The organism is Geomonas oryzisoli (genome assembly GCF_018986915.1).
GTDB lineage: Bacteria > Desulfobacterota > Desulfuromonadia > Geobacterales > Geobacteraceae > Geomonas > Geomonas oryzisoli.
Genome location: NZ_CP076723.1, coordinates 2,921,384 through 2,941,135 on the forward strand (window position 1 = coordinate 2,921,384; position 19,752 = coordinate 2,941,135).

Sequence of the window (19,752 nt, forward strand, 5' to 3'; positions counted from 1 at the left end):
CCAGCACCTGTCACATTCAAACTGTTTACAGATTTAGCTTGAACAATGACAGCTCATCAATTAGATTGGGCTTACCACTTTACCCGAACATCCATCTCCCGATTCAGTTGCAGACAACATGCGCTTTTTACTTTCCATCATCATCCTCTGCCTCGCGGTGCCTGCCCTTGCCGCAAATGATCGTCTGGTAAAGATCGAAACCAGGCCGGGGGTGTCTGTTCCCTTCTATTACATGAAACGCGAAGGAGCCAAGGCGACCCTCCTCCTGTTGACCGGAGGTAGCGGCGGCATCGCGGTCAAAAACGGCGTCCCCACCTCCAACAACTTCCTGGTCAGAAGCAGGGACCTCTTCGCGGCCAACGGCTTCAACGTCATCGTGGTCGGCAAGCCCTCCGACCAGGACGATCTCGACGGAACCTTCCGCACCAGCCCCGAACATGCCGAAGACCTGCGCAGGGTAATCGCCTTCGCAAAAAGCGATGCCGGCGCCCCCGTCTGGGTGGTCGGCACCAGCATGGGGACCATTTCCGCCGCGGCCCTGGCCTCCGTCGCCGGCAAAGACGAAATAAGCGGCGTCGTGCTCACCTCCAGTGTCACCCGCAAAAAGGTCGGCGCCCTCCCCCAGCAAAAGCTCGAACAGATAAAGCAGCCCGTCCTGGTCGTGCACCACCAATCCGACGAGTGCAAGATCTGCGTCCCCGGCGATGTCCCACAAGTGATGCAGCAGTTGAAAAACGCGCCCGTAAAGAAGGAAGTCTACGTAACCGGCGGAACCACCCCGACCGGCGATCCGTGCCAGGCACTGCACCGGCATGGTTTTATCGGAGTGGAGAGAGAGGTCGTGGACAGTATTTCTGCCTGGATCAAAGCTCCAAAGCCATAGTGGACCTGTGGCCCACCCGTTCCACCCGTTCCACCCGTTCCACCCGTTCCACCCGTTCCACCAGGTCCACCAAGTCCACCAAGTCCACCAGGTCCACGTCCAGTTCAACCACTCCCAGCCCGAAACTGGAGGAAACTATTACCCCCACTCCATTGACATCATTGAGAAAAACGTATATAGTCGCCGCTAATTTGCCGGTGTTTAATGAACAACTTCCCCGGGAGGAAAAACCCTCATGACCGCTGTGATCGTCATCGGTGTCATCGCCGTTATCGCCGTCTTCGTCGCCATCTCTTCGTACAACAGCCTGATCAACCTCAAGGAACAGACCAATAACAGCTGGAAGCAGATCGACGTGCAGCTCAAAAGACGCCACGACCTGATCCCCAACCTGGTGGAGGCGGTCCGCGGCGCCATGCAGTTCGAGCGCGAAACCCTCGAAGCCGTCATCGCCGCCCGCAACAAGGCGGTCAGCGTCTGCACCGGCGCAGGTCCCGGCAACGTCGCCGAGATCGCCGCGGCCGAGGGCGCCCTCACCGCCGCCCTGTCCCGCTTCTCCGCCATCGTGGAAGCCTACCCGGAACTGAAGGCCACCGGAAACGTCGCGCAGTTCCAGGAAGAGCTCACCTCCACAGAGAACAGGGTCGGCTTCGCCCGCCAGGCCTACAACGACACCGCCACCAGCTACAACGTCGCACAGCAGCAGTTCCCCAACGTCCTCTTCGCCGGCCTGGCCAAGGCCGCTCCCGCAACGCTCTGGGAGATCAGCGAGCAGGCCGACCGCGAGGTCCCCAAGGTGAACCTCTCTTTCAAGTAACCCCCGGCGAAAGGAAACCCGATTAGTGACGATCTTCCGGTTAAAGTCCCCCTTTGCGAAGGGGGATTTAGGGGGATTTGCTTTTGGTAAGCGGAAGATCGTCGCCAATCAGCAAAGGAAATCCATGGCTTCAGGAGAAAAGGCGGTCAAGGTCGCCTTCAGAAACAACCTCGTCATCTTCGTGTGCAAGCTTTTCGCCGCCCTCACCACGCACAGCGCCGGCATGATGGCGGAAGCGGTTCACTCCCTGGCAGACACCGGCAACCAGGTCCTGCTCCTGTTCGGGATGAAACGGAGCAAGATCCCTCCCACCGATACCCATCCTTTCGGCCACGGCAAGGAAGAGTACTTCTGGAGCTTCATCGTCGCCATGCTGCTCTTCGTCCTGGGCGGCGTCTACTCGCTCGTGGAAGGGTTTCACAAGCTGCAGCACCCCGAACCGCTGCAACACCTCTATTTGAACTACGCGATCCTGGTCTGCTCCGTCGTGCTTGAGGGGCAGTCCTGGCTGATCGCCCGCCGCAGCATGGGGAAACATTCCTCCTCGGATCTGCTGCAGGGCGTCGTGGACTCCAAGGACAGCGGCACGGTCGTGGTCTTCGTGGAGGACTCCGGCGCCCTGTTGGGCTTGATCATCGCCCTCTTAGGCACCGCCCTCGTCTCCCTGACAGGCAATCCCCTCTACGACGCGGCCTCATCCCTGTGCATCGGCGCGCTCCTCTTCGTCATGGCGCTGTTTCTCGCCAACGAGATGAGGAAGCTGATGATCGGCGAGGCGATCGACCCGGTCCAGGTCCGCTATGCGCGCCGCATCATCAACGGCCACGAGCACGTGCTCGCGGTCGGCGCCATCCGCTCCATGCAGCTCGGCGTCGCCGACTCCCTCATCTGCATCGACGTCGATTTCAAGCAGGAGCTGCACGACCACGAGCTGGAACAGACCATAGCCGATTTGAGGGACAAGGTGCAGAAGACGGTCCCGCAGCTGAAGCACATCTTCATCCAGCCCGCGCCGGTAGTTGCGCGCAGCGAAGGGTAGGTAATGGCGACCTTCTTCGAGCTGCAGGAAAAGAACCGGCGAAAGACCAAGTGGGTCGTCGCCCTCTTCGTCGCCTTCTTCCTGTGGCTTGGACTGGGACTCGACCTGGCGCTTTATTACAAGAGCCGCGCCCATCCCCGCCCCGTCCCCGCGAAGATCTACCGGGAGACCGGGCCGAGCACCTACCAGGAAGCGCAACTCCCGCCGGGAGCGATCCGTCCTTACCAGAAAAAATCCCCGCCGTTTCGCCCCGTGTTCACCGTCCTGATCGGTCTTCTGGGCGCCGGCCTCGCCTGGTGGGAACTCTCCAGCGCCGCCGCCACGGTTCTCAAAGCCGTCCGTGCCACGCAGGTTGACGGCGACACCAAGGGGCCGGGGCGGATCTTTCACAACGTGGTGGAAGAGATGTCCATCGCCGCGGGGATGCCCATGCCGTCCGTCTGGATCATCCCCGACCGCGACCCCAACGCCATGGCCGTCGGCCTGAAGCCCGGCGATTTCCACGTCGCCGCGACCGAGGGGCTCCTCCTCTCCCTGACCCGCGAGGAACTGCAGGCGGTCGTGGCCCACGAGATCGCCCACATCAAGAACCAGGACGTGCGCCTGATGACGACGCTCACCGTGCTGGTGGGCATATCGGCGCTCATCGCCGAGTTCGTGGCGCGCTGCCGGTATCACAGCAGCGACCAGGGCGGGGACGACGACAGCCGCATCGGCAGCATCATCTTCGTGATCTGGCTTTTGACCGTGCTCCTCGCGCCCCTGGCCACCCGCATCATGGCGCTCATGGTCAGCAAGGAGCGCGAATACTTAGCCGACGCCTCGGCGGCGCAGTTCACCCGCAACCCGCAGGCCCTCATCTCGGCCCTGGAGAAGATATCCGGTGCGGCCGGAGCGACGCCCAGCATCAGCCAGGCCAGCGCCCATCTGTGCATAGCGAGCCCCACCGCGGCAGATCTCTCCGACGAGGAGAGCCTGTTCTCGACCCACCCGCCCATGTCGCAACGGATCGCGCGCCTGCGCCTCATCGGCAGGGGCATGGCCTTAGCGCCGTCTGGAGGTTAAGCAATGAAATGGAAACCAAGGACCGAGGTCCCCTTCGCACTGGCCGTTTTGGCCATGGGCGTACTGAACGCGCAGGCGGGAACGTCGGGGGAATGGTCGGACGGCAAAAGCCCGCAGGAGCTCGCCAACCGCGTGGGGGTGAAGATCCACCTGAAGGAAGTCTGCGACAACGGCCACGGCGTCCCCTCGTTCGGCAAAGGGGGGAGAAACGGGCGGCTGGTCATCGTGAGCCAGGAACCGGCCAACGTCAGCAGCACCATCATCGACCGCTGCGACGGCACGCGCGACATCCTCGATGATGAGACCATGCGGCAGGAGTACGAGAAGAGTCCCGGTTTCGGCGGTTCTTCCGGCGGCCATGTCCATTACAACTCCTGGCTGAACCACTACTACAACAACACGCTCTACTCCTACCGGCAGGGACGCACCGGTTCCTACGAGCACGTGAGCCCGGCGCGCTTCGCCAACCGCGCGGCCGCGGTGCAGTCCAAGGGCGCGGCGAACCACGTCGCCTCCGCGATGTCCGGGGGCAAGGTCTCCTCCGTGTCGGGCGGCCGGTCCGGCTTTTTCTCCGGCGGCGGCAGGGGAGGCGCCTGACATGGTGCGGCTCGTGGAGGCAAAACCGATCTGCTCGGACGACCTCGCCCGCGCCGGGTTCGACTGGTTCGACGAGGAGTACCAGTGCGCCGGCGAGATGGTCGAACTAAGCGAACCGGAGGTGGATGCCTATCTCGACGCGGCGGAAGAGCTGTACGAGATGTTCGTGGACACCGCCGAGGAGATCATGACCAACAACCTCCTCCCCGAGTTCGGTTTCCCGCTCGAGATGAACTCCCAGATCTGGGAAAGCTGGGAAGAGGATCGTTACTGGCACGTCTACGGCCGCTTCGACCTGGCCGGCGGCATGGACGGCGTGCCGATCAAGCTGATCGAGTTCAACGCCGACACCGCGACCCTGGTGCTGGAAACGGCGGTGGTCCAGTGGCTGCAGGCGAAACATAACGGTTTCGACGAGTCGGCGCAGGCAAACGATCTCTTCGAGGCGCTGCGGGACCAGTTCGACAAACTGGCATCGCTCAACCCGCAGCTCGAGCGGCGGCTCCTCACCACCTGCTTCGACTCCTCCGAGGACTACTGGACCTGCCGCCTCATCGAGAAGGCCGCCAACGACGCGGGGTTCGACTGCGACTTCGAGGACATCGACGCAGTCACCTTCGCCCCCGACGGGGTCTTCACCACCGATCCCGCCAAGGTCTGCTGGCCCTATCTCTATAAGCTCATCCCGTGGGAATCGATCGCCTTCGAGGAACCGGAACTGCTCGACCTCTTGGGGCAGTCGATGAAATCGGGATCGACCATGGTGATCAACCCGGCCTACACCCTGCTCTTCCAGCACAAGCGCTTCCTCGCCAAGCTCTATGAGAAGTACCCCGACCATCCGTACCTTCTGAAGACCTCGCTCGCCCCCCTCCCCGCCCCCTGCGCCAGGAAACCCGTGCTCGGGCGCGAAGGGAAGAACGTGGAACTTCTCCTGGGGACCGGCGCCATAGCGGGCGCCGACGGCGGGTACGGCGCGCAGCAGTCGATCTGGCAGGAACTGGCGCAATTCGCAGTCGATGACAGGGGCAACAAGTACCAGGCAGGCGTGTTCTTTGCGGGGCGCCCGGCAGGGCTCGGCTTCCGCAGGGATCCCCGCATTCACTCCGACCGGTCGCAGTTCATCGGCCACATCATCAGGTAGCCCGGAGTCTCCATGGCAAAGGCAAAGAAAAAGAAAACCGACTCGTCCGGCCTGCTCTCCAATTTCGGCGTCATGGCCAGCGTCATCGGGATAGGAATCGCGGTAGGCGGCGTGTACCTCGCCAACCTCTACAACGAAAGGCAGGAGCGCAACGAGAAGCTCCGGCAGTTTTGCGCCGGGGCGCTGGCCGGGGTCGCCCAGTGCCAGAGCGAGTACGCCGCGCTCACCTCCCAGAAAGAGTGGCCCGAGATCAAGCCGCTGGCCGACCGGGAGAAATGGACCCAGGCCATCGCCGAGGGAGGGGCCAGGATCAACGAGGCCAGGAAAACCGTGTGCGAGGAAGGGGCGAAGGATCTCGACGCCTGCCAGGAAGTGGCCGACACCGTGAAAGAAGAGATGGCGGGCCTGTCCGAGCACATGGAGGACATCCAGGTTTCGGCCATCGACCGTACCGGCATCAACGAGCGCCTGCACAAGGACCTTTCCGAGAGCAGGACCCTGTTGCGCCGGGCGGAAGTGTTGCTGGGAGACCCGAAGAGCCTGCGGGAGGGAGGCGACCGCACCCTGGTCGCGAACATCAAGCAGGAACTGTCAGGCGCGAAAGAGGGAGGCGCCCTCACCTTCAGCGAACTCTACCTCAGCTCCCGGACCGCCGAGAAAAGCGCCGAGCGGCTGCGCTGGCTGGTGCAGAGGCTTACCGGCGAGAAGGCGGTCCAGTCCGATGAGTGGGTGGTGCACGTCCTCGACAGCCGTCCCGCCTATCTCGCGACCCTGGTTCGCTACACCTGGGACAACAGCAAGGATTCGCCCACCGTGTCGAGCACCGAGTCCACCGTCGAAGTGAGCAAGGACGTATTGGACACCATCAGGAGCAGCACCGGCGCCACCATCGCAGAAACGAGATCGTCCGGAGCGCTCCTGCAGTCCCGGGTGAACGAGGAAGTTGCCACCGCGCTGGGCCTGCCCTCCCTGGCCCAGGCCCCCTACCCTTATATGGACAGCCACGGCGAGATCTACCTCGATGAATGTTCCGAGGCGTTGAAAGTCACCTTCCAGTTCAAGTTCAAGGGGCGGACCATCGAACAAGCCGCAACCATTTACAAAGAAGATCTGGGTGTGCTCTACCCGCTGACCGCCGCCCAGACCTTCGTGCTGAAAGAGAAAAACGCCTCCACCGACCAATTACAGATACCGGTGTGGCTGGCGCAGACCTGGAGCCAGGTTTACAACCAGCGTACCCCGCAACAAGGAGGGATCTAGGATGGCCATCGCGCTCGATCACAACATCATCATCAACTACGGTACCTACCAGGTCCTCTCCATGTTTTACCTCGCCCTCTTCTCCTGGATCTACATCCGGTTCACGCCCTACGACGAGATCGGCCTGATCCGCGAGGGGAACCTGGCCGCAGCCGTAAGTCTCACCGGAGCCCTGCTCGGTTTCGCCATCCCCGTAGCCATCGTAATAGCGCACAGCGTGAACCTGGTGGACATGGCCGCCTGGGCCCTGATGGCCACCATGGTGCAGCTTTTCGTGTTCAGCGTGCTGCGCAAAGTACTGGGGTTTGTAGTAGACGACATACAAGCCGGCAAAGTCCCCTCCGCCCTCATCCTCGCCGCCTTTTCCAGCGTCGCAGGCATACTCAACGCTGCGTGTATGACGTACTGACGAGGGGAGCGAGGTATGAACATTAATAAGTTACATAAGTCACCTGCGTCCCATCCTGCCATGACGACTACTATCTCGGCTGGACCTTTGGCCCGGTACTGGTCGACAACCCATTCACTATAGAGGACGATATCGATCGTGCCCATATTGGTTTTGGTTTCTTGGTTGCCGCGTCCCATCTGATCCTGGAATCCTACGGCTTCATCTTCGGCAGCCGCTGGATTTGGTCTAGGATGGGTGAATCAGAAATCATGGCATCAGTCATATTACTGCAGCGGTTAGCGCTACAGGATTCGTCAGGTGTGGTAAATGTTCTGAACGATCTGGAGAAGAAATCCGCGGCCGATGTTGTTCGGGAACTGGTCAAGCTAGATCTGGTCTCAATGCACAAAGAGCGCCCCAAGCTGAGCACAAGGGGAAAAGCGTTTCTTGAAGTGAAGACATAATGGGCGCAGTAGAGTGTAGGCGTTAAGCGGCATCATCTCGCCAGATCAAGAGAAATGTACAACATTAACAAGTTACACATGCTACCTGTGTCCCGATCTCCCTTTGACGGGTAAATAGGGTTCGACTAAAACCCATTCAGAGCCGTGATCTGTTGTCACTGATAAGAGGCACGTTGCCTATACAGGTGGCACGGATACCTATCAACATCCAGAAGTGAAATATGATTGAAATCAAACTCGCAGAAACTTTCAAAAATCGATTTGCTGAGCGAGATCTCGCTTTTCAAAAAGCAATGCAGAAAGTGTTCGAGGAGATGAATACCCGCGGCATTTTGGCTTCTGGCGCGACTGCTGTGCGAGTTCAAGAGGTAGTCCAGGAGGAAATGAAAGCATCAGGAGACGAAAGCCTGCGGGTGCTCAAAGATGTCTACCCTGTTTATGGACGAAATACAAAGACGGCGACTGTGAAGCTCAAAACAGAAGGACTGCTGAAACTGCGATTAAAAGAGATCGAGGCATATAAAATGTTGCGGCTACAGCAAATGCTTGGCGATGTGGCCAGCAGACGAGTTCTAGATGCTGTCGATTCTCAAGATCAAATTTCAAGGGTGGAAGCTGAATTTGAACTTCAAGCAGACAAATTTTTTCACGAGATGGAGCAGGCAAAGGGAAAGAATCTTAAAGACCGCATTATCAACTCCTTCTATGACCGACCTGTCATTGCGGCCATCGCAATCATAATTGCTGTGGTAGTTGCAATCTGCGGGTTTGTAGTTGTGGTCCAGAATTTCAAAATTGGGGAAGGGATAATCGGCAAATAGACGTCTCGCTCCGCTCTCAGGTCATTCACGACATCGTTGGTATAAAGACAAAGAGGACAATATGGAATTCCTATTCAGGAAAAATGACGTCATTACGGCAGTGTTCAAAAACCTAGTAAAAGCATGGCAAGGTGGGCCTAAAAAAGTCCGTACAATAATTGTTTCCGGGCTAGCTGCCGGAGGAGTTGGAATTACTGTGCTGTCCTTATCTGATGCCAATATCATCACTAAGGAATTATCACAGGCTATTGCACCAATTTTCTTTGTGTACTGTGCTGTAATTATAGTAGCTATTACAGCAAGGCAAGAAATAATAGAAGAGGATGAGAGTGATCAAAAAATAGAAGCTGTTGCAGAGCGTGTTCGCGAGAATCCTAAGGAAACACAAGCGGCATGGGAATTGGCTAGAGTAAAGCTTGAAAGCTACTTAAATCGGAATATCAATCAGGTTCGCTCAATATTTTGGCTTACTGCATTCGTTATGTCAGTCGGATTTTCGCTCATCATTTATGGAGTCTATATTTCTTATAAGAACCCCAATGTATTAGAGCCGTCTATAATCGCTGCTTGCTCAGGGGTGTTGGTGAATTTTATAGGAGCGACTTTTTTGGTCATATACCGTTCCACAATGGCTCAAGCAAAGGATTACGTAACGGTATTAGAGAGAATAAACGCAGTTGGCATGGCGGTCCAAATTCTTGAAACGATAGACGATAAAGATGGGCAACTCAAACCAAAAGCGACTGCCGATTTAGCTAAACAATTGCTTCAGCTATACACAAACAATGACAAATACAAGCCAAAACGGAAGTAAGGGGGCGAGGGGCGAGGGGGGCGAGGGGGACATCCCTGAAATCCTGAGTAACGCTAAAATAGTGATTTTTCAAGACCTGACACCCAACACCGCGAGGGCATTTTTGTCGCGCTACGGAAGATGAGTATCAACTCGAAATCTATCTACGGAGACTTATCTGGTTTGGCAAAAGCCATACGGATGGAGATACAAGCTTACACTAGATGACGAGAGGGTAGAGTAGATAGCAGGTGTTACCCTGCCCGCCTCATCAAACCGTGCATGGCCGAGGGGGACGTTGCTAAGCTTGTTAAGTTGTAGAAGGGGCTGGAAATAGGTTGAGGAACAGTGGGGTCAGCCCTTCTAACAGGTAACAGGTGCCAGGTCTTGAATTATTGGGTTTTGGTCAGAGAAAAGTGATTTTTCAAGACCTAGCACCGCATGTAGGCACCGCATGTCATTCAACTTCTGCTCCCTTGAAGTTGATTCAACTTGCAACTTTGCTTCGCCTTAGACGCCCAAACATAGTTACGACCGGAGCTTAGAAATGTACGACCAATCTCAGGAACGCGCAGTCTTTGTGGCAAGCCTTCCTTACATGGTTAGTGCTAAAGCACTCGCCCTTTCTAAAGGCATGAATGATCATGGCCCACTACACGCACAACGCGTTCACGCGATCATTGGTCGCTTATGTGCGTTACTTCCGCTCACCGTGTACGAGCGAGACCTCGTCTGTGCCGCGGCGCTCCTACATGACATCGGCATGGCAAAGGACAGAGAAAACCATCATGTGGTTTCCGCCGAGCTCGTTCGTGCGCTTGCTGAGGAAACCAAGCTACCTTTCACTACTGCCGAAGCTGAAGTAGTATCGACTTTATGTGAATGGCATCGACGAGATTATGATGCTGACGCCGTTCATTCTGAGAGTGGAATACGCATAGGCGTTCTAGCGTCACTTTTGCGCCTAGCGGACGCATTGGACCTAGATTATCGGCGGGCCGAGGACTATTTAAAACAGGAACCTGTTATCGCACACGTCCACCACACACAAGCACCGCACCATCTTAGCGTCCGGAGTATCCTCGGTGTCAGGTTGTATGCAAGCCAGATGGGAACTGAAGTACAGCTTCTAGTCGATCAAATGACACATGCGGGACTGCAACTAGAGCGACTGGTTGATGAGCTGCTGGGCACACCAATCACATGGCCAGTAAAGTTAATTCCTGTCAGAAGACGTCCCTCCGCCGGTCACATTTTCAATACAGTGCGAGGTGCCGCTGTGTTTTCCTATTGTAATGCCCATGGCATCATACAGGCCGGCATGTCTAAGAGCGCCCTCGATATGGCTGGCTTCTCAACTACTGTCATTTGCGACAAGGAGCGTACAGGTTCTCCTCCGAAATTTTGGGAAAAGACGGTTCCGCAGTTGGACCTTTCAAAGTTTAAGCTCATTGCTATTCTCGGATTGGATATTCCGGAAGAAAATTTCCAACAGTTCCTGAAAATTGTGCGGCAAAATCCAGAGTGTCGCTGGGTCTATGCCACGCCGCTGGAGCAGACATCTGAGAGAGTTGCAGCCCTCCTGAACGAGGGCGTCGACGTTGTGGTCGGCGATGCGCGCTTACTTTTTGCTGGCGACGCACTGACAGAACATGCAGCTCAGTGGTCAAAAATTGCCGGATTATGCAACGCCGATGACTGGCTTACGTCTAGTGGGAGTTTCAGTCGAAAAGAGTTCCTTGCAGCACGTGGGCTCCGCTTGGAGTTACTGCAACTTTTTGAATCCCGGGCGGATAACGATGCTTACATGTCGCTTATAAACAGGGTTGCATCCGGAGACCTTGATTCCTTCATCACGAGTGAGAATGGCTGGACGAGTGTGCTCGCAGGGCGAATGCCAGCTGTTGACCGCAGAGACCGCGTACTTATTCTGCAGGACTGCCAATCCATGCCGGGCCGTTTCATTTACGACCTTGCTCACCTCGCAATCGAACAGCAGGGTGTCCTCCCGTGGGATCAGAACGAGTTCGCAACACCATATGCAATTTGTCGGCTCCCACTCTCGGACGGTTCGGAAAGAATCCTTTACCTCAGCAGGTTCAGTCGGCTGGAAGGCGCTGTGCCGATCAAATACTTCGTCTCATACTCCAAGCACCAACTAGGATCTGGTGCCACCATCTGGCAAACATATCCGACAAAAGAGTCAGCAGACGCGGCAATCGAAGCAACTGTCCAGAATATCAATAGGTTTTTCTCATGCGAAGATTAACGCTTGTCCTTCCCTTGTTCAAGACTCGGGCGGTGCCTAGACGCCGAGTCCCCTCTGGGCTTCTCTCTCTTGCTGCCGAAGTACAGGCCATAAAAGACGTTCGTGTGGAGGTCGTTGACGCGGAGTCCTTAGGATGGGATGCTGCGGACGTTGTAGAATACTTGGTTTCGAGTAAACCAGACGCGGTTGGCATATCGGTCTGCTCACCTACTTTTCCATCCGCCTTAGAGTTGACGAAGGTAATTCGCACAAAAATGCCGGAGGTCTTAATTGTTCTCGGTGGTAAGTATGTCACCCACAGCTGGCAATCGGCATTAAACGCTGGAGCAAATGCTGATGCCATGGTGCGTGGCGACGGGGAGTCTGCCATCGCCGTTTTGGCGCAGGGGCTCGCGGCTGGCGCTAACCGATTGGAGATAGTGTCTGCTCTGGAAGCGCTTCCAAATGTTTGGGTACCAGGAAAGAAGGCTCCCACTCTTCCTCCCGCATTCAATTTGCAAAATGCACAGCCTTGGCCACTCGAAGTGCTGGCTCACAATCTAGACCTCTATCAAGGCGATAGGATGCTCATAGAGTTTTCGCGTGGCTGCCCTGGACGATGCAGTTACTGTCTAGCCTCGCGTGATCGGCAACAGATTTCATTTCGACCCGTAGCTCAAGTAGTCGAGACGATTGCACACTTCAGTGCGAAAGGCTTCTCCGCTTTCTTTTTCACCGATGACGATTTTGCAGCTTCACCTAACCATCTAGCATCCCTTCTTGAGGGGATTGTTGAGCGTGGACTAAAAATAAAGTTCGACGCTAATGTCCGTCCCGACAGTCTCGTGCGTTGTGAGAAAATCGCACCTCTATTGAAAAGGGCGGGCTGCCGTTGCCTTTGGCTTGGCATCGAAAGTGGCAGCCCCGCGATACTGGAAACTTACCGAAAAGGGTTCGATACTAACGTGTGTGAGCGGGCTGTTGTGACTGCACTCATTGCTGCCGATGTGGTGCGAACAAACTGGATTATTGGAGCTCCACTAGAAACTAGGGAAACTGTCAACGCTTCGATGGATTTTGCTACGCGGTTGCGACGACTCGGCCCCCACGTTCCGCACATCTCGTTCATGGTTCCCTATCCAGGAACCCCACTTTGTGACGAAGCGCTCGCACTCGGTCTGATTTCGCCGTCACATCTTGCAGAACTCGCGGAGTCCACTCATGACGAACCAGTCATGCCGTCCCAATTTCTGACAAAAAATGAGCTGAAAGAGCTTTTTTATCAATTCCATCAGAGGTGTTTTACTCCTGAGTCCCTTGCGTCCTCACCGCCTGCCGTTGCAGATGAAGCACGACTTGTTTTAAGCAGTGCAGGCCTCACGAATAAAAATTGCCCTAAACCATAAAAGCGGAGACTTTCGTGAAAGTTGCATTCACAGGATCGAGCAGCACAGGGAAGACTACTCTGGCATTAAGACTCCAAACCGACCCACGATTTTGCATTCTGCTGCCGGCTTTCATTACAGTCGATGCACGACGGATTCTAGCCGAGAGGGGGTTCGGAAGCATGGACCGAATGCAACCAGAAGAACTCAGGAGTTTTCAACATGCTTACCTTGAGCGCAAACTCGCACTTGAAAACGGACGGGACGGGTACTTCACTGATCGATCTTTCATTGATTTAGCAGCATATTGGCTTGAAAGAGATGCCGCAGGGTTGCCAGCAAGCGAGGTGGAAGCTTTCGTTGAAATTTGCCGCCACGAAGCGAATCGGTATGACCTTCACGTCTACTTTCCTTATGGCTTAATTCCTTTTGAAAGTGACGGTTATCGCTCTGAGGATGAGATCTTCCATCAGCGGATCAATTCTCGAATATGTCAACTCCTTCATGACTGGGGCCACCGTGTGGTGCGACTCAATGCCATCGATATATCTGAACGGTGCGATGCGGTAATTGGCACATTACAGGAGATCGGTACTTAATAGTCAGGGGACAGGGGGACGGTCATAAGATCATAAGTTTCTTTTGGCTGAAAGGCTCAGCTGATCTAGTTTGTTACGGAAACAGAGGGACGCCCGTGAAATTATGCGTTACTCGTTGCAATACTCCCGGAAGGAATGGCATCCCCACTCTCCGGTACCCGAATCAGAAGGTAATTTATGGAGGGAGCTATGGCGCAACAGGGGAACGCCCATGAAATTATGCGTTTCCCTTTGCCATGAGGTCGGAAGAAACGCATGAAATCATGGGCGTCCCCAAGTCCTCGGGAGCGAGGGGGACGTAGTTGGGGGACGAGGGGGACGTAGTTGAGTTCGTTGAGTTTTGCTAGGGGGACGTGGATGTGGTTGAAAGGGAGGCGCTGTCACCCTCTACATCTTCAACCGCAGGTACATCTCCTCGACCTTGTCTCTGGCCCAGGGCGTCCTTCTTAGGAACTTGAGGCTTGAGGAAATGCTGGGGGTGTGGGTAAAACAGCGAATGTCGATCCGCCTTCCCAGTTCTTCCCAGCCGAGTTCCTCCACCAATTCGGTGAGAATCATCTTCAAAGTGACACCGTGGAGCGGGTCGGTTGGCGATTGAGTGTTCATCGTTTCTTCCTGTGCTGTTAGCTGTAAATCTGAAAAAAGAGTCGTGCTGATGATATGGCTGATTTGCTGAAAGAAGTCAACGGATTCAGTCGGCTCAGGGTAGCGTCTTGATGAGGAGACCGTAGTGGGGTTAGAAGAGAAACAGAGAGAATTCAATGCTGCCATGGAGTTGTAGGACGAAAAGTCAAAATCTCAAGAACGTCCCCCCCTTTCCCGTCGATACCAGATGAGTTGCTGGTCGCCAGAGACTAAGGGAGAGTCGTCTTCTTCTGCGGATCAGGCGTCTCACGGGCTCGTGCAGGACTATCGGATTACTTTGGTTTGGCGGAAAAAGTAACTGATACTTTAGAAGTGAGTACAAAAAATCGCCCACCGGCCAGAGATGGACGGGGGGCGGTTTTAGTTGCTCAGGGAAGTGTCTTGGAACGGGATGCTTACCGGCAGGCACCAAGCGCCGCAACCGGTCGAGGAGAGGACCGTCGCATTATGCGCCCGCAACTCCTACATGACGCGCGGCCGGTTCCGGTTAAGGAACATGCGCACGGCAAGATAAACCACTGGCAGTATCCCTATGATGAAGAGGGTGTCACCCGGCAGGCGCAGCCACTCGAATACACGCACCATGGGGTCGGTGAAGAATTCCGGCTGCCGCCCCTGCCAGTAAGAGGTGGTGAGGATTTGTCTCAACTGGAGAAACCCCACAGGGAAGAGGTTCAGGAACAGCATACAGGCGAGCCCCAAGTTCGTGCACCAGAAGGAGATGGCCATGGCGCGGTTGCTTGCGCGGTCGAGGGGGACGAAGTAGCGCGCGACGAACATGAAAAAGCCAAGAGAGAGCATGCCGTACACCCCCATCATGGCACCGTGCCCGTGGTTGGCGGTCCACTGGGTGCCAATCTCGTAGTAGCTGACGATGGGGAGGTTGATCAGGAAGCCAAATACGCCTGCTCCCAAAAAGTTCCAGAATCCCACCGCTATCAGGAACATCACCGCCCACTTGTGCGGGAACATATCGGCGCTGGTACTGAGCATGGAATTGCCGGCAGGGGCGCCGAGGCCCATGAACTTCCACGCCTCGTAAGTCAGGAGCAGCAGGGGGATGACTTCCATGGCGGAGAAGAACGCACCGAACGCCATGTGCACCTCAGGCTGACCGCTGAAATAGAGATGGTGCATGGTACCAAGCACCCCCCCTATGGAGTAGAGGATGATGTCCAGGTAGATGATGGTGGTGGCAACCCGCACGCGTACCACCCCCATGAGCATGAAGACGTAGGCCACCATGATGGTGGTAAAAAGCTCAAGGAAATCCTCAACCCACAGATGCACCACCCAAAAGCGCCAGAACTCCACCTGGTTGAAGTGGGTAGTCTTGCCGTACAGCATGCCGGCTGCATAGAATAGAGGTATGGAGATGGCGCTGTACACGAAAAGCCAGGGCATGTTTCCCGGATGCTCCCCGTGCAGCCTTTCCCTCATTCCGCGTATGAGGATAACCAGCCAGAGCAGCATCCCGACAGTCAGCAGTATCTGCCACAAACGCCCAAGATCCAGGTACTCCCACCCTTGGGACCCCACGTAGAACCAGGGGCCGCCGGTGGAAAGCATCCCTTTGAGGCTCATAGCCTCCCCACCGAGACTCCCCAGCACCACAACCACCAGCGCGCCCAGGAGGACGAGCGCCAGTTTTTCCTGGTGCGGCGGCTCCTTCCCCGCGATCATGGGGGTCAGGAATATTCCCATGGCAAGGAAGCTTGAGGCAACAAAGAAGAGCGCCAACTGCACGTGCCACATACGGGAAAGGTTGTACGGCAGAATGTCCCCTATTGAGAACCCGTAAAACCCGGCAGGCTCGACGTGGTAGTGGGCATTTACACCACCCAATAGCCCCTGCAAAAGAAAGAGCCCCGACACCACCAGGAAGTACCAGGCAATCGTGCGTTGCGAAGGGGTAAGTTGCACCTTTTCCGGCGCTTCAATCTTTGCTGAGTATTCGTCTGCCGCATGCCAGCCGAGGAACTCGTAGCGTCCGAATGCGAAGAGTGTGGCGCCGGTGCCGCACAGTAGCGCGATGAGACTCAGTACGCTCCAAAGCAGCGCCCCCGCCGTGGGCCGGTTGCCCGCAAGATTGTCCGGAGGCCAGTTGTTGGTGTAGGAGTGCCCGGTGCCCGGACGCTGAGCGGTACTTGTCCAGGCCGCCCAGGAGAAATATGCCGTCAGTTTCCTGATTTCCTCAGGGTCGTCTACATGAGGCCGTTTCAACCCCTGCTGCGTCTGCAGCGGACCAAACCAGCCACGGTAGTAGTCGATAAGTTCCGCGTGTGCACGTGCCCGGGCTGGAGAAAAGGTTATGAGACCGCTCTCCGCAACGTAGCTGTTTTCCCTCAACTCGGCGCGCACTTTCGCTGCCGCGTCGTCAGCCGAAAGCCCCTGCCCCATGTAGTACCTCACCACCTTCTCGCCACCCAGGTGCAGATACTCGGCGGTGAAATCCGGCCCCAGATATGCGCCGTGGCCGAAAATGGTACCGTACTGCATGAGACCCAGCTTCTGGAAGATCTGTTGGCCGCCCATCACATCGTCGCCGGTGTACAATACCGTACCATCCGTCACCCGCACCTCCCGCGGGACCGGCGGTCCCTCGTATGCGTTGCGGTATGCCAGGTAGCCCATCACGGCAAATCCAAACAAGAAGGTGACCACTGCTGTCATAAGCCAGCGGGGCGAAAGAACCAAGTTTTTGTCGCGCACGCTCATGCGAACCTCCATTACCAGGTTTTGATGACAGCCAGTTCAACACTGCGGGACTCTTTGCAAGGGCTATGTTACAGCGTAGGGGGAGGAGAAGGGGTGCTTTCGAATTGTCACAGTAGAAGACTGTACCAGCCTCTATTCATGTGTCAAACAGAAGGGAGGATGGAGCATCTGCAGACAGATCAACTAAGACGGAAGACGGACATCACAGCATCAAGGTTCAGCCCAGGCTAAAAAGTCCCCGGCCAGAACTGGAGGAGCAAGGGAGCAAAGGGGACGGAGGGGATTAGTTGACTAAGAGCTGAAAACGGTAGGAATAGTCAACAGATCAACCCCGTCCCCTTAGTCCGCAACGTTGCCAGCGTGCCCCACGGTTTCCCTTAAGGTACGATCGCCTGGTAGGAGTTGAAAAAGGAGATCGCGGTAGAGGCCATTAAGTCGTTTAGTTCCCGTGCATCACGATTTAGTTCCCGTGTATCGCGATTTAGTTCCCGTGTATCGCGATTTAGTTCCCGTGTATCGCGATTTAGTTCCCGTGCATCACGGTTTAGTTCCCGTGCATCGCGATTTAGCTCCCGTGCATCGCGATTTAGTTCCCGTGCATCTCGATTTAGTTCCCGTGCATCGCGATTTAGTTCCAGTGCATCGCGATTTAGTTCCCGTGTATCTCGATTTAGTTCCCGTGTATCGCGATTTAGTTCCAGTGTATCGCGATTTAGTTCCCGTGCATCACGATTTAGTTCCCGTGCATCACGATTTAGTTCCCGTGCATCACGATTCAGTTCCCGTGCATCACGATTTAGTTCCCGTGCATCGCGATTTAGTTCCCGTGCATCGCGATTCAGTTCACGTGCATCGGGATTTAGGTCCCGTGTATGGGCGTGTAAAGGATTTTGTGTAAATGCCCCATCGGCTACATTTGTGGCATTCTTCCTTCGTAAATAATTGAGAATTGATTTAGAGCTAGCCTCCACCCGGGAATTGCTTTGCACCAGGTTTTGGAAACGTTCCTAAAAGCCAAGTAAAGCAGCTTGAACATGGCCTCGTCGTTCGGGAAAGATCCTCGGTTTTTCGTTACCTTCCGTACCGACATGTTTAGGGACTCAATGGCGTTGGTGGTGTAGATGACCCTCCTGATCTCGGGAGCATACGAAAAGAAGGGAATTATATTATCCCAGTTTCTTCGCCACGCCTTCGATACCGACGGATAAGTCGGGTCCCATTTTGCCTCAAATGCCTCCAGATTCATCTCGGCCTGCTCTGCCGTCGGGGCCTGATATATTGCCCTCAAATCCTCAGCAACTTCTTTCCAACGCTTCCTAGCAACGTAGTTCATGCTGTGACGGACCATGTGCACGATGCAAAGCTGAACCTGGGTATTTGGGAAAACCGCTTCAATTGCTTCAGGAAAGCCTTTGAGACCATCAACACATGCTATGAAGATGTCCTTTACTCCCCGATTTCTCAGTTCCGTAACTACCTGAAGCCAGAACTTGGCACCTTCATTTTCGGCAGTCCACACTCCTAGGATCTCCTTGATCCCTTCCGCAGTGATGCCTATGCCGAGATAGACTGCCTTATTAATAACATGGCCATTATGTCGGACTCGTACTCTGATGGCATCCAGATATACAATCGGGTAAACCTCTTCTAAAAGCCGATTCTGCCACTGTTTTACTTCATCTGCGATGGCATCCGTGACCTGTGATACGAGCGTTGGCGAGACCTCTACTCCATACATCTCCTGAAGGTGACCCTGAATGTCACGAGTGGTCATTCCACGGGCGTACATGGAGATGATCTTGTCGTCAAAGCCGGTAAAACGAGTCTGCCCCTTTGGCAGGATAAGCGGCTCGAATGTTCCATTGCGGTCGCGCGGGACGGTGACTTTGAGGGTACCGAATTCTCCCTTTACCGTTTTGTCATAACTCCCATTGCGCGAGTTCCCGCTGTTATTGCCGTCTTGGGAATGCTTCTCATAACCAAGATGATCTGTCATCTCGGCCTGCATTGCGCGCTCGAGGACGCGTTTAGTCAGATGCTTCAGAAGCCCGTTTTCACCAACGATGTCCTCGGGTTTCTTGCAGTCCTTCATCAAAGCATCATGCAATTCATCTACACTGGCCATCGGTTTCCCTCCTGAGAAGTGGGTTCTAACCGAAATTGGCCATTTACACAAAGGATTTTACAGGCCCCCGTGTATCGCGGTTTGTAGCACGTAAGCGTTGATATATTGGTTACTAGCGAACATTTGTAACTTGTAAATCAAGATAAAAGGATTGAAGAATTAGGGGGCAAGAAAGAAGAGCTAGACGCGGACGACGGCATACGGGGGGCATGGAAGGAAGTGCGGGAAATGAATGAAATAGGGGGTGTCGAGAGACACCCCCCCGTTGAAATGTCCTTTGAGGCGGAGAGCCGGAAGCGCATCAAGATGAGCTACCGCCCTCACCTTCTCCCGGCTCGCTCTGACCTGCACCGAGTGCTGCATTTACGGCCTTGCCCCGGCCGTGCCCCCTTCTGTCCTTGCACAGGTCGAATCCGGAGACGCTATACACGTCAGGTCTCAAAACGGCGACCATTTCCAGGTACAACACAATCTGGTCGAGGTAAATGACAAGCTGCGCCTGGAGTAGGTCGCGTTCCACAAGCAACATCCTATTGCCCATCATGGTCTCGTTATGCACCGCATCGTGTTTGACCACTGCAGCAAAAAACGCCTGGAGCAGCGCCAATCTCCCTTCCCAAAATGAATCGGGAAATCTGGTCTTGTCACCCAGCGCGGCTGCAACCCTCTGCACAAAGGTGTGAAACTTCGTTGGCGGCAGATTCCGGTAGTTCCGTATAATCCGAAAACCCATGTCGCACCTCCCTTGCTTCGCATCA

At 55.4% G+C, this 19,752-nt stretch carries 18 protein-coding genes; 13 read left to right on the forward strand and 5 right to left on the reverse strand.

What is annotated here, in order from left to right; genetic code table 11:
* The first annotated feature begins 118 nt into the window (after positions 1 to 118).
* Positions 119 to 883 (forward strand): alpha/beta hydrolase, encoded by a 765-nt coding sequence (locus KP004_RS12780; RefSeq protein ID WP_216798917.1) that lies wholly within the window; start codon positions 119 to 121, stop codon positions 881 to 883.
* Here KP004_RS12780 and KP004_RS12785 read toward each other — a convergent pair.
* Entirely contained in the window at positions 864 to 1,031 is a 168-nt protein-coding gene (locus tag KP004_RS12785) for a hypothetical protein (protein WP_216798918.1), read from the reverse strand. The two genes, KP004_RS12780 and KP004_RS12785, sit on opposite strands and share 20 nt — an antisense overlap.
* Positions 1,032 to 1,118: 87 nt before the next feature.
* Here KP004_RS12785 and KP004_RS12790 point away from each other — a divergent pair, with 87 nt between their 5' ends.
* The 12 genes from KP004_RS12790 (at position 1,119) to KP004_RS12845 (ending at position 13,506) form a co-directional block, all read left to right on the forward strand.
* Positions 1,119 to 1,700, forward strand: coding sequence for a LemA family protein (locus KP004_RS12790; protein WP_216798919.1), 582 nt, complete (start codon positions 1,119 to 1,121; stop codon positions 1,698 to 1,700).
* 124 nt (positions 1,701 to 1,824) lie between these two features.
* Positions 1,825 to 2,739: a cation diffusion facilitator family transporter gene (locus tag KP004_RS12795; protein WP_216798920.1), complete on the forward strand. Its 915-nt coding sequence runs from the start codon at positions 1,825 to 1,827 to the stop codon at positions 2,737 to 2,739.
* 3 nt (positions 2,740 to 2,742) lie between these two features.
* Entirely contained in the window at positions 2,743 to 3,804 is a 1,062-nt protein-coding gene (locus tag KP004_RS12800; protein WP_216798921.1) for a M48 family metallopeptidase, read from the forward strand.
* A 3-nt stretch (positions 3,805 to 3,807) separates the two neighbouring features.
* Entirely contained in the window at positions 3,808 to 4,401 is a 594-nt protein-coding gene (locus tag KP004_RS12805) for a hypothetical protein (protein ID WP_216798922.1), read from the forward strand.
* Between the two features lies 1 nt (position 4,402).
* The gene (locus tag KP004_RS12810) at positions 4,403 to 5,545 is read left to right on the forward strand and encodes a glutathionylspermidine synthase family protein (RefSeq protein WP_216798923.1); all 1,143 of its coding nucleotides are present in this window, start codon (positions 4,403 to 4,405) and stop codon (positions 5,543 to 5,545) included.
* A gap of 12 nt (positions 5,546 to 5,557) precedes the next feature.
* Positions 5,558 to 6,805 carry a hypothetical protein gene (locus KP004_RS12815; protein WP_216798924.1) on the forward strand — a complete coding sequence of 416 codons (1,248 nt, stop codon included), beginning with the start codon at positions 5,558 to 5,560 and terminating at the stop codon, positions 6,803 to 6,805.
* A 1-nt stretch (position 6,806) separates the two neighbouring features.
* Positions 6,807 to 7,214: a DUF350 domain-containing protein gene (locus KP004_RS12820; protein WP_216798925.1), complete on the forward strand. Its 408-nt coding sequence runs from the start codon at positions 6,807 to 6,809 to the stop codon at positions 7,212 to 7,214.
* Positions 7,215 to 7,881: 667 nt separating this feature from the next.
* A complete protein-coding gene (locus KP004_RS12825; RefSeq protein WP_216798926.1) occupies positions 7,882 to 8,481 on the forward strand; it encodes a hypothetical protein in 600 nt (199 codons plus the stop codon).
* Between the two features lie 61 nt (positions 8,482 to 8,542).
* Positions 8,543 to 9,295 (forward strand): TRADD-N-associated membrane domain-containing protein, encoded by a 753-nt coding sequence (locus tag KP004_RS12830; protein WP_216798927.1) that lies wholly within the window; start codon positions 8,543 to 8,545, stop codon positions 9,293 to 9,295.
* 526 nt (positions 9,296 to 9,821) lie between these two features.
* On the forward strand, positions 9,822 to 11,543 hold the full coding sequence (locus KP004_RS12835) for an HD domain-containing protein (RefSeq protein ID WP_216798928.1): 1,722 nt from the start codon (positions 9,822 to 9,824) through the stop codon (positions 11,541 to 11,543).
* Positions 11,531 to 12,928 (forward strand): B12-binding domain-containing radical SAM protein, encoded by a 1,398-nt coding sequence (locus KP004_RS12840; RefSeq protein ID WP_216798929.1) that lies wholly within the window; start codon positions 11,531 to 11,533, stop codon positions 12,926 to 12,928. Before KP004_RS12835 ends, KP004_RS12840 begins: the two co-directional genes overlap by 13 nt.
* 14 nt (positions 12,929 to 12,942) lie before the next feature.
* Positions 12,943 to 13,506, forward strand: coding sequence for an ATP/GTP-binding protein (locus KP004_RS12845; protein WP_216798930.1), 564 nt, complete (start codon positions 12,943 to 12,945; stop codon positions 13,504 to 13,506).
* A 387-nt stretch (positions 13,507 to 13,893) separates the two neighbouring features.
* On the opposite strand, the gene KP004_RS21610 is transcribed toward KP004_RS12845, so the two are convergent.
* From KP004_RS21610 to KP004_RS12865, 4 genes are all read right to left on the reverse strand, one after another.
* Complete coding sequence (locus tag KP004_RS21610; RefSeq protein ID WP_239026799.1) at positions 13,894 to 14,277, reverse strand: VF530 family protein; 384 nt, start codon at positions 14,275 to 14,277, stop codon at positions 13,894 to 13,896.
* A 336-nt stretch (positions 14,278 to 14,613) separates the two neighbouring features.
* Positions 14,614 to 16,824, reverse strand: coding sequence for a nitric-oxide reductase large subunit (locus KP004_RS12855; protein WP_239026800.1), 2,211 nt, complete (start codon positions 16,822 to 16,824; stop codon positions 14,614 to 14,616).
* A gap of 955 nt (positions 16,825 to 17,779) precedes the next feature.
* Positions 17,780 to 18,994, reverse strand: coding sequence for an IS256 family transposase (locus tag KP004_RS12860; protein ID WP_216798932.1), 1,215 nt, complete (start codon positions 18,992 to 18,994; stop codon positions 17,780 to 17,782).
* Positions 18,995 to 19,295: 301 nt separating this feature from the next.
* Entirely contained in the window at positions 19,296 to 19,727 is a 432-nt protein-coding gene (locus KP004_RS12865; protein WP_216798933.1) for a hypothetical protein, read from the reverse strand.
* Positions 19,728 to 19,752: the final 25 nt, after the last annotated feature.

Excerpts from the sequence above, each read along its gene's own strand:
- KP004_RS12780 (WP_216798917.1), top strand. The coding sequence starts at position 119 with ATGCGCTTTTTACTTTCCATCATCATCCTCTGCCTCGCGGTGCCTGCC.
- KP004_RS12790 (WP_216798919.1), top strand. The coding sequence starts at position 1,119 with ATGACCGCTGTGATCGTCATCGGTGTCATCGCCGTTATCGCCGTCTTC.
- KP004_RS12795 (WP_216798920.1), top strand. The coding sequence starts at position 1,825 with ATGGCTTCAGGAGAAAAGGCGGTCAAGGTCGCCTTCAGAAACAACCTC.
- KP004_RS12800 (WP_216798921.1), top strand. The coding sequence starts at position 2,743 with ATGGCGACCTTCTTCGAGCTGCAGGAAAAGAACCGGCGAAAGACCAAG.
- KP004_RS12805 (WP_216798922.1), top strand. The coding sequence starts at position 3,808 with ATGAAATGGAAACCAAGGACCGAGGTCCCCTTCGCACTGGCCGTTTTG.
- KP004_RS12810 (WP_216798923.1), top strand. The coding sequence starts at position 4,403 with ATGGTGCGGCTCGTGGAGGCAAAACCGATCTGCTCGGACGACCTCGCC.
- KP004_RS12815 (WP_216798924.1), top strand. The coding sequence starts at position 5,558 with ATGGCAAAGGCAAAGAAAAAGAAAACCGACTCGTCCGGCCTGCTCTCC.
- KP004_RS12820 (WP_216798925.1), top strand. The coding sequence starts at position 6,807 with ATGGCCATCGCGCTCGATCACAACATCATCATCAACTACGGTACCTAC.
- KP004_RS12825 (WP_216798926.1), top strand. The coding sequence starts at position 7,882 with ATGATTGAAATCAAACTCGCAGAAACTTTCAAAAATCGATTTGCTGAG.
- KP004_RS12830 (WP_216798927.1), top strand. The coding sequence starts at position 8,543 with ATGGAATTCCTATTCAGGAAAAATGACGTCATTACGGCAGTGTTCAAA.
- KP004_RS12835 (WP_216798928.1), top strand. The coding sequence starts at position 9,822 with ATGTACGACCAATCTCAGGAACGCGCAGTCTTTGTGGCAAGCCTTCCT.
- KP004_RS12840 (WP_216798929.1), top strand. The coding sequence starts at position 11,531 with ATGCGAAGATTAACGCTTGTCCTTCCCTTGTTCAAGACTCGGGCGGTG.
- KP004_RS21610 (WP_239026799.1), bottom strand. The coding sequence starts at position 14,277 with ATGGCAGCATTGAATTCTCTCTGTTTCTCTTCTAACCCCACTACGGTC.
- KP004_RS12855 (WP_239026800.1), bottom strand. The coding sequence starts at position 16,824 with ATGACAGCAGTGGTCACCTTCTTGTTTGGATTTGCCGTGATGGGCTAC.
- KP004_RS12860 (WP_216798932.1), bottom strand. The coding sequence starts at position 18,994 with ATGGCCAGTGTAGATGAATTGCATGATGCTTTGATGAAGGACTGCAAG.
- KP004_RS12865 (WP_216798933.1), bottom strand. The coding sequence starts at position 19,727 with ATGGGTTTTCGGATTATACGGAACTACCGGAATCTGCCGCCAACGAAG.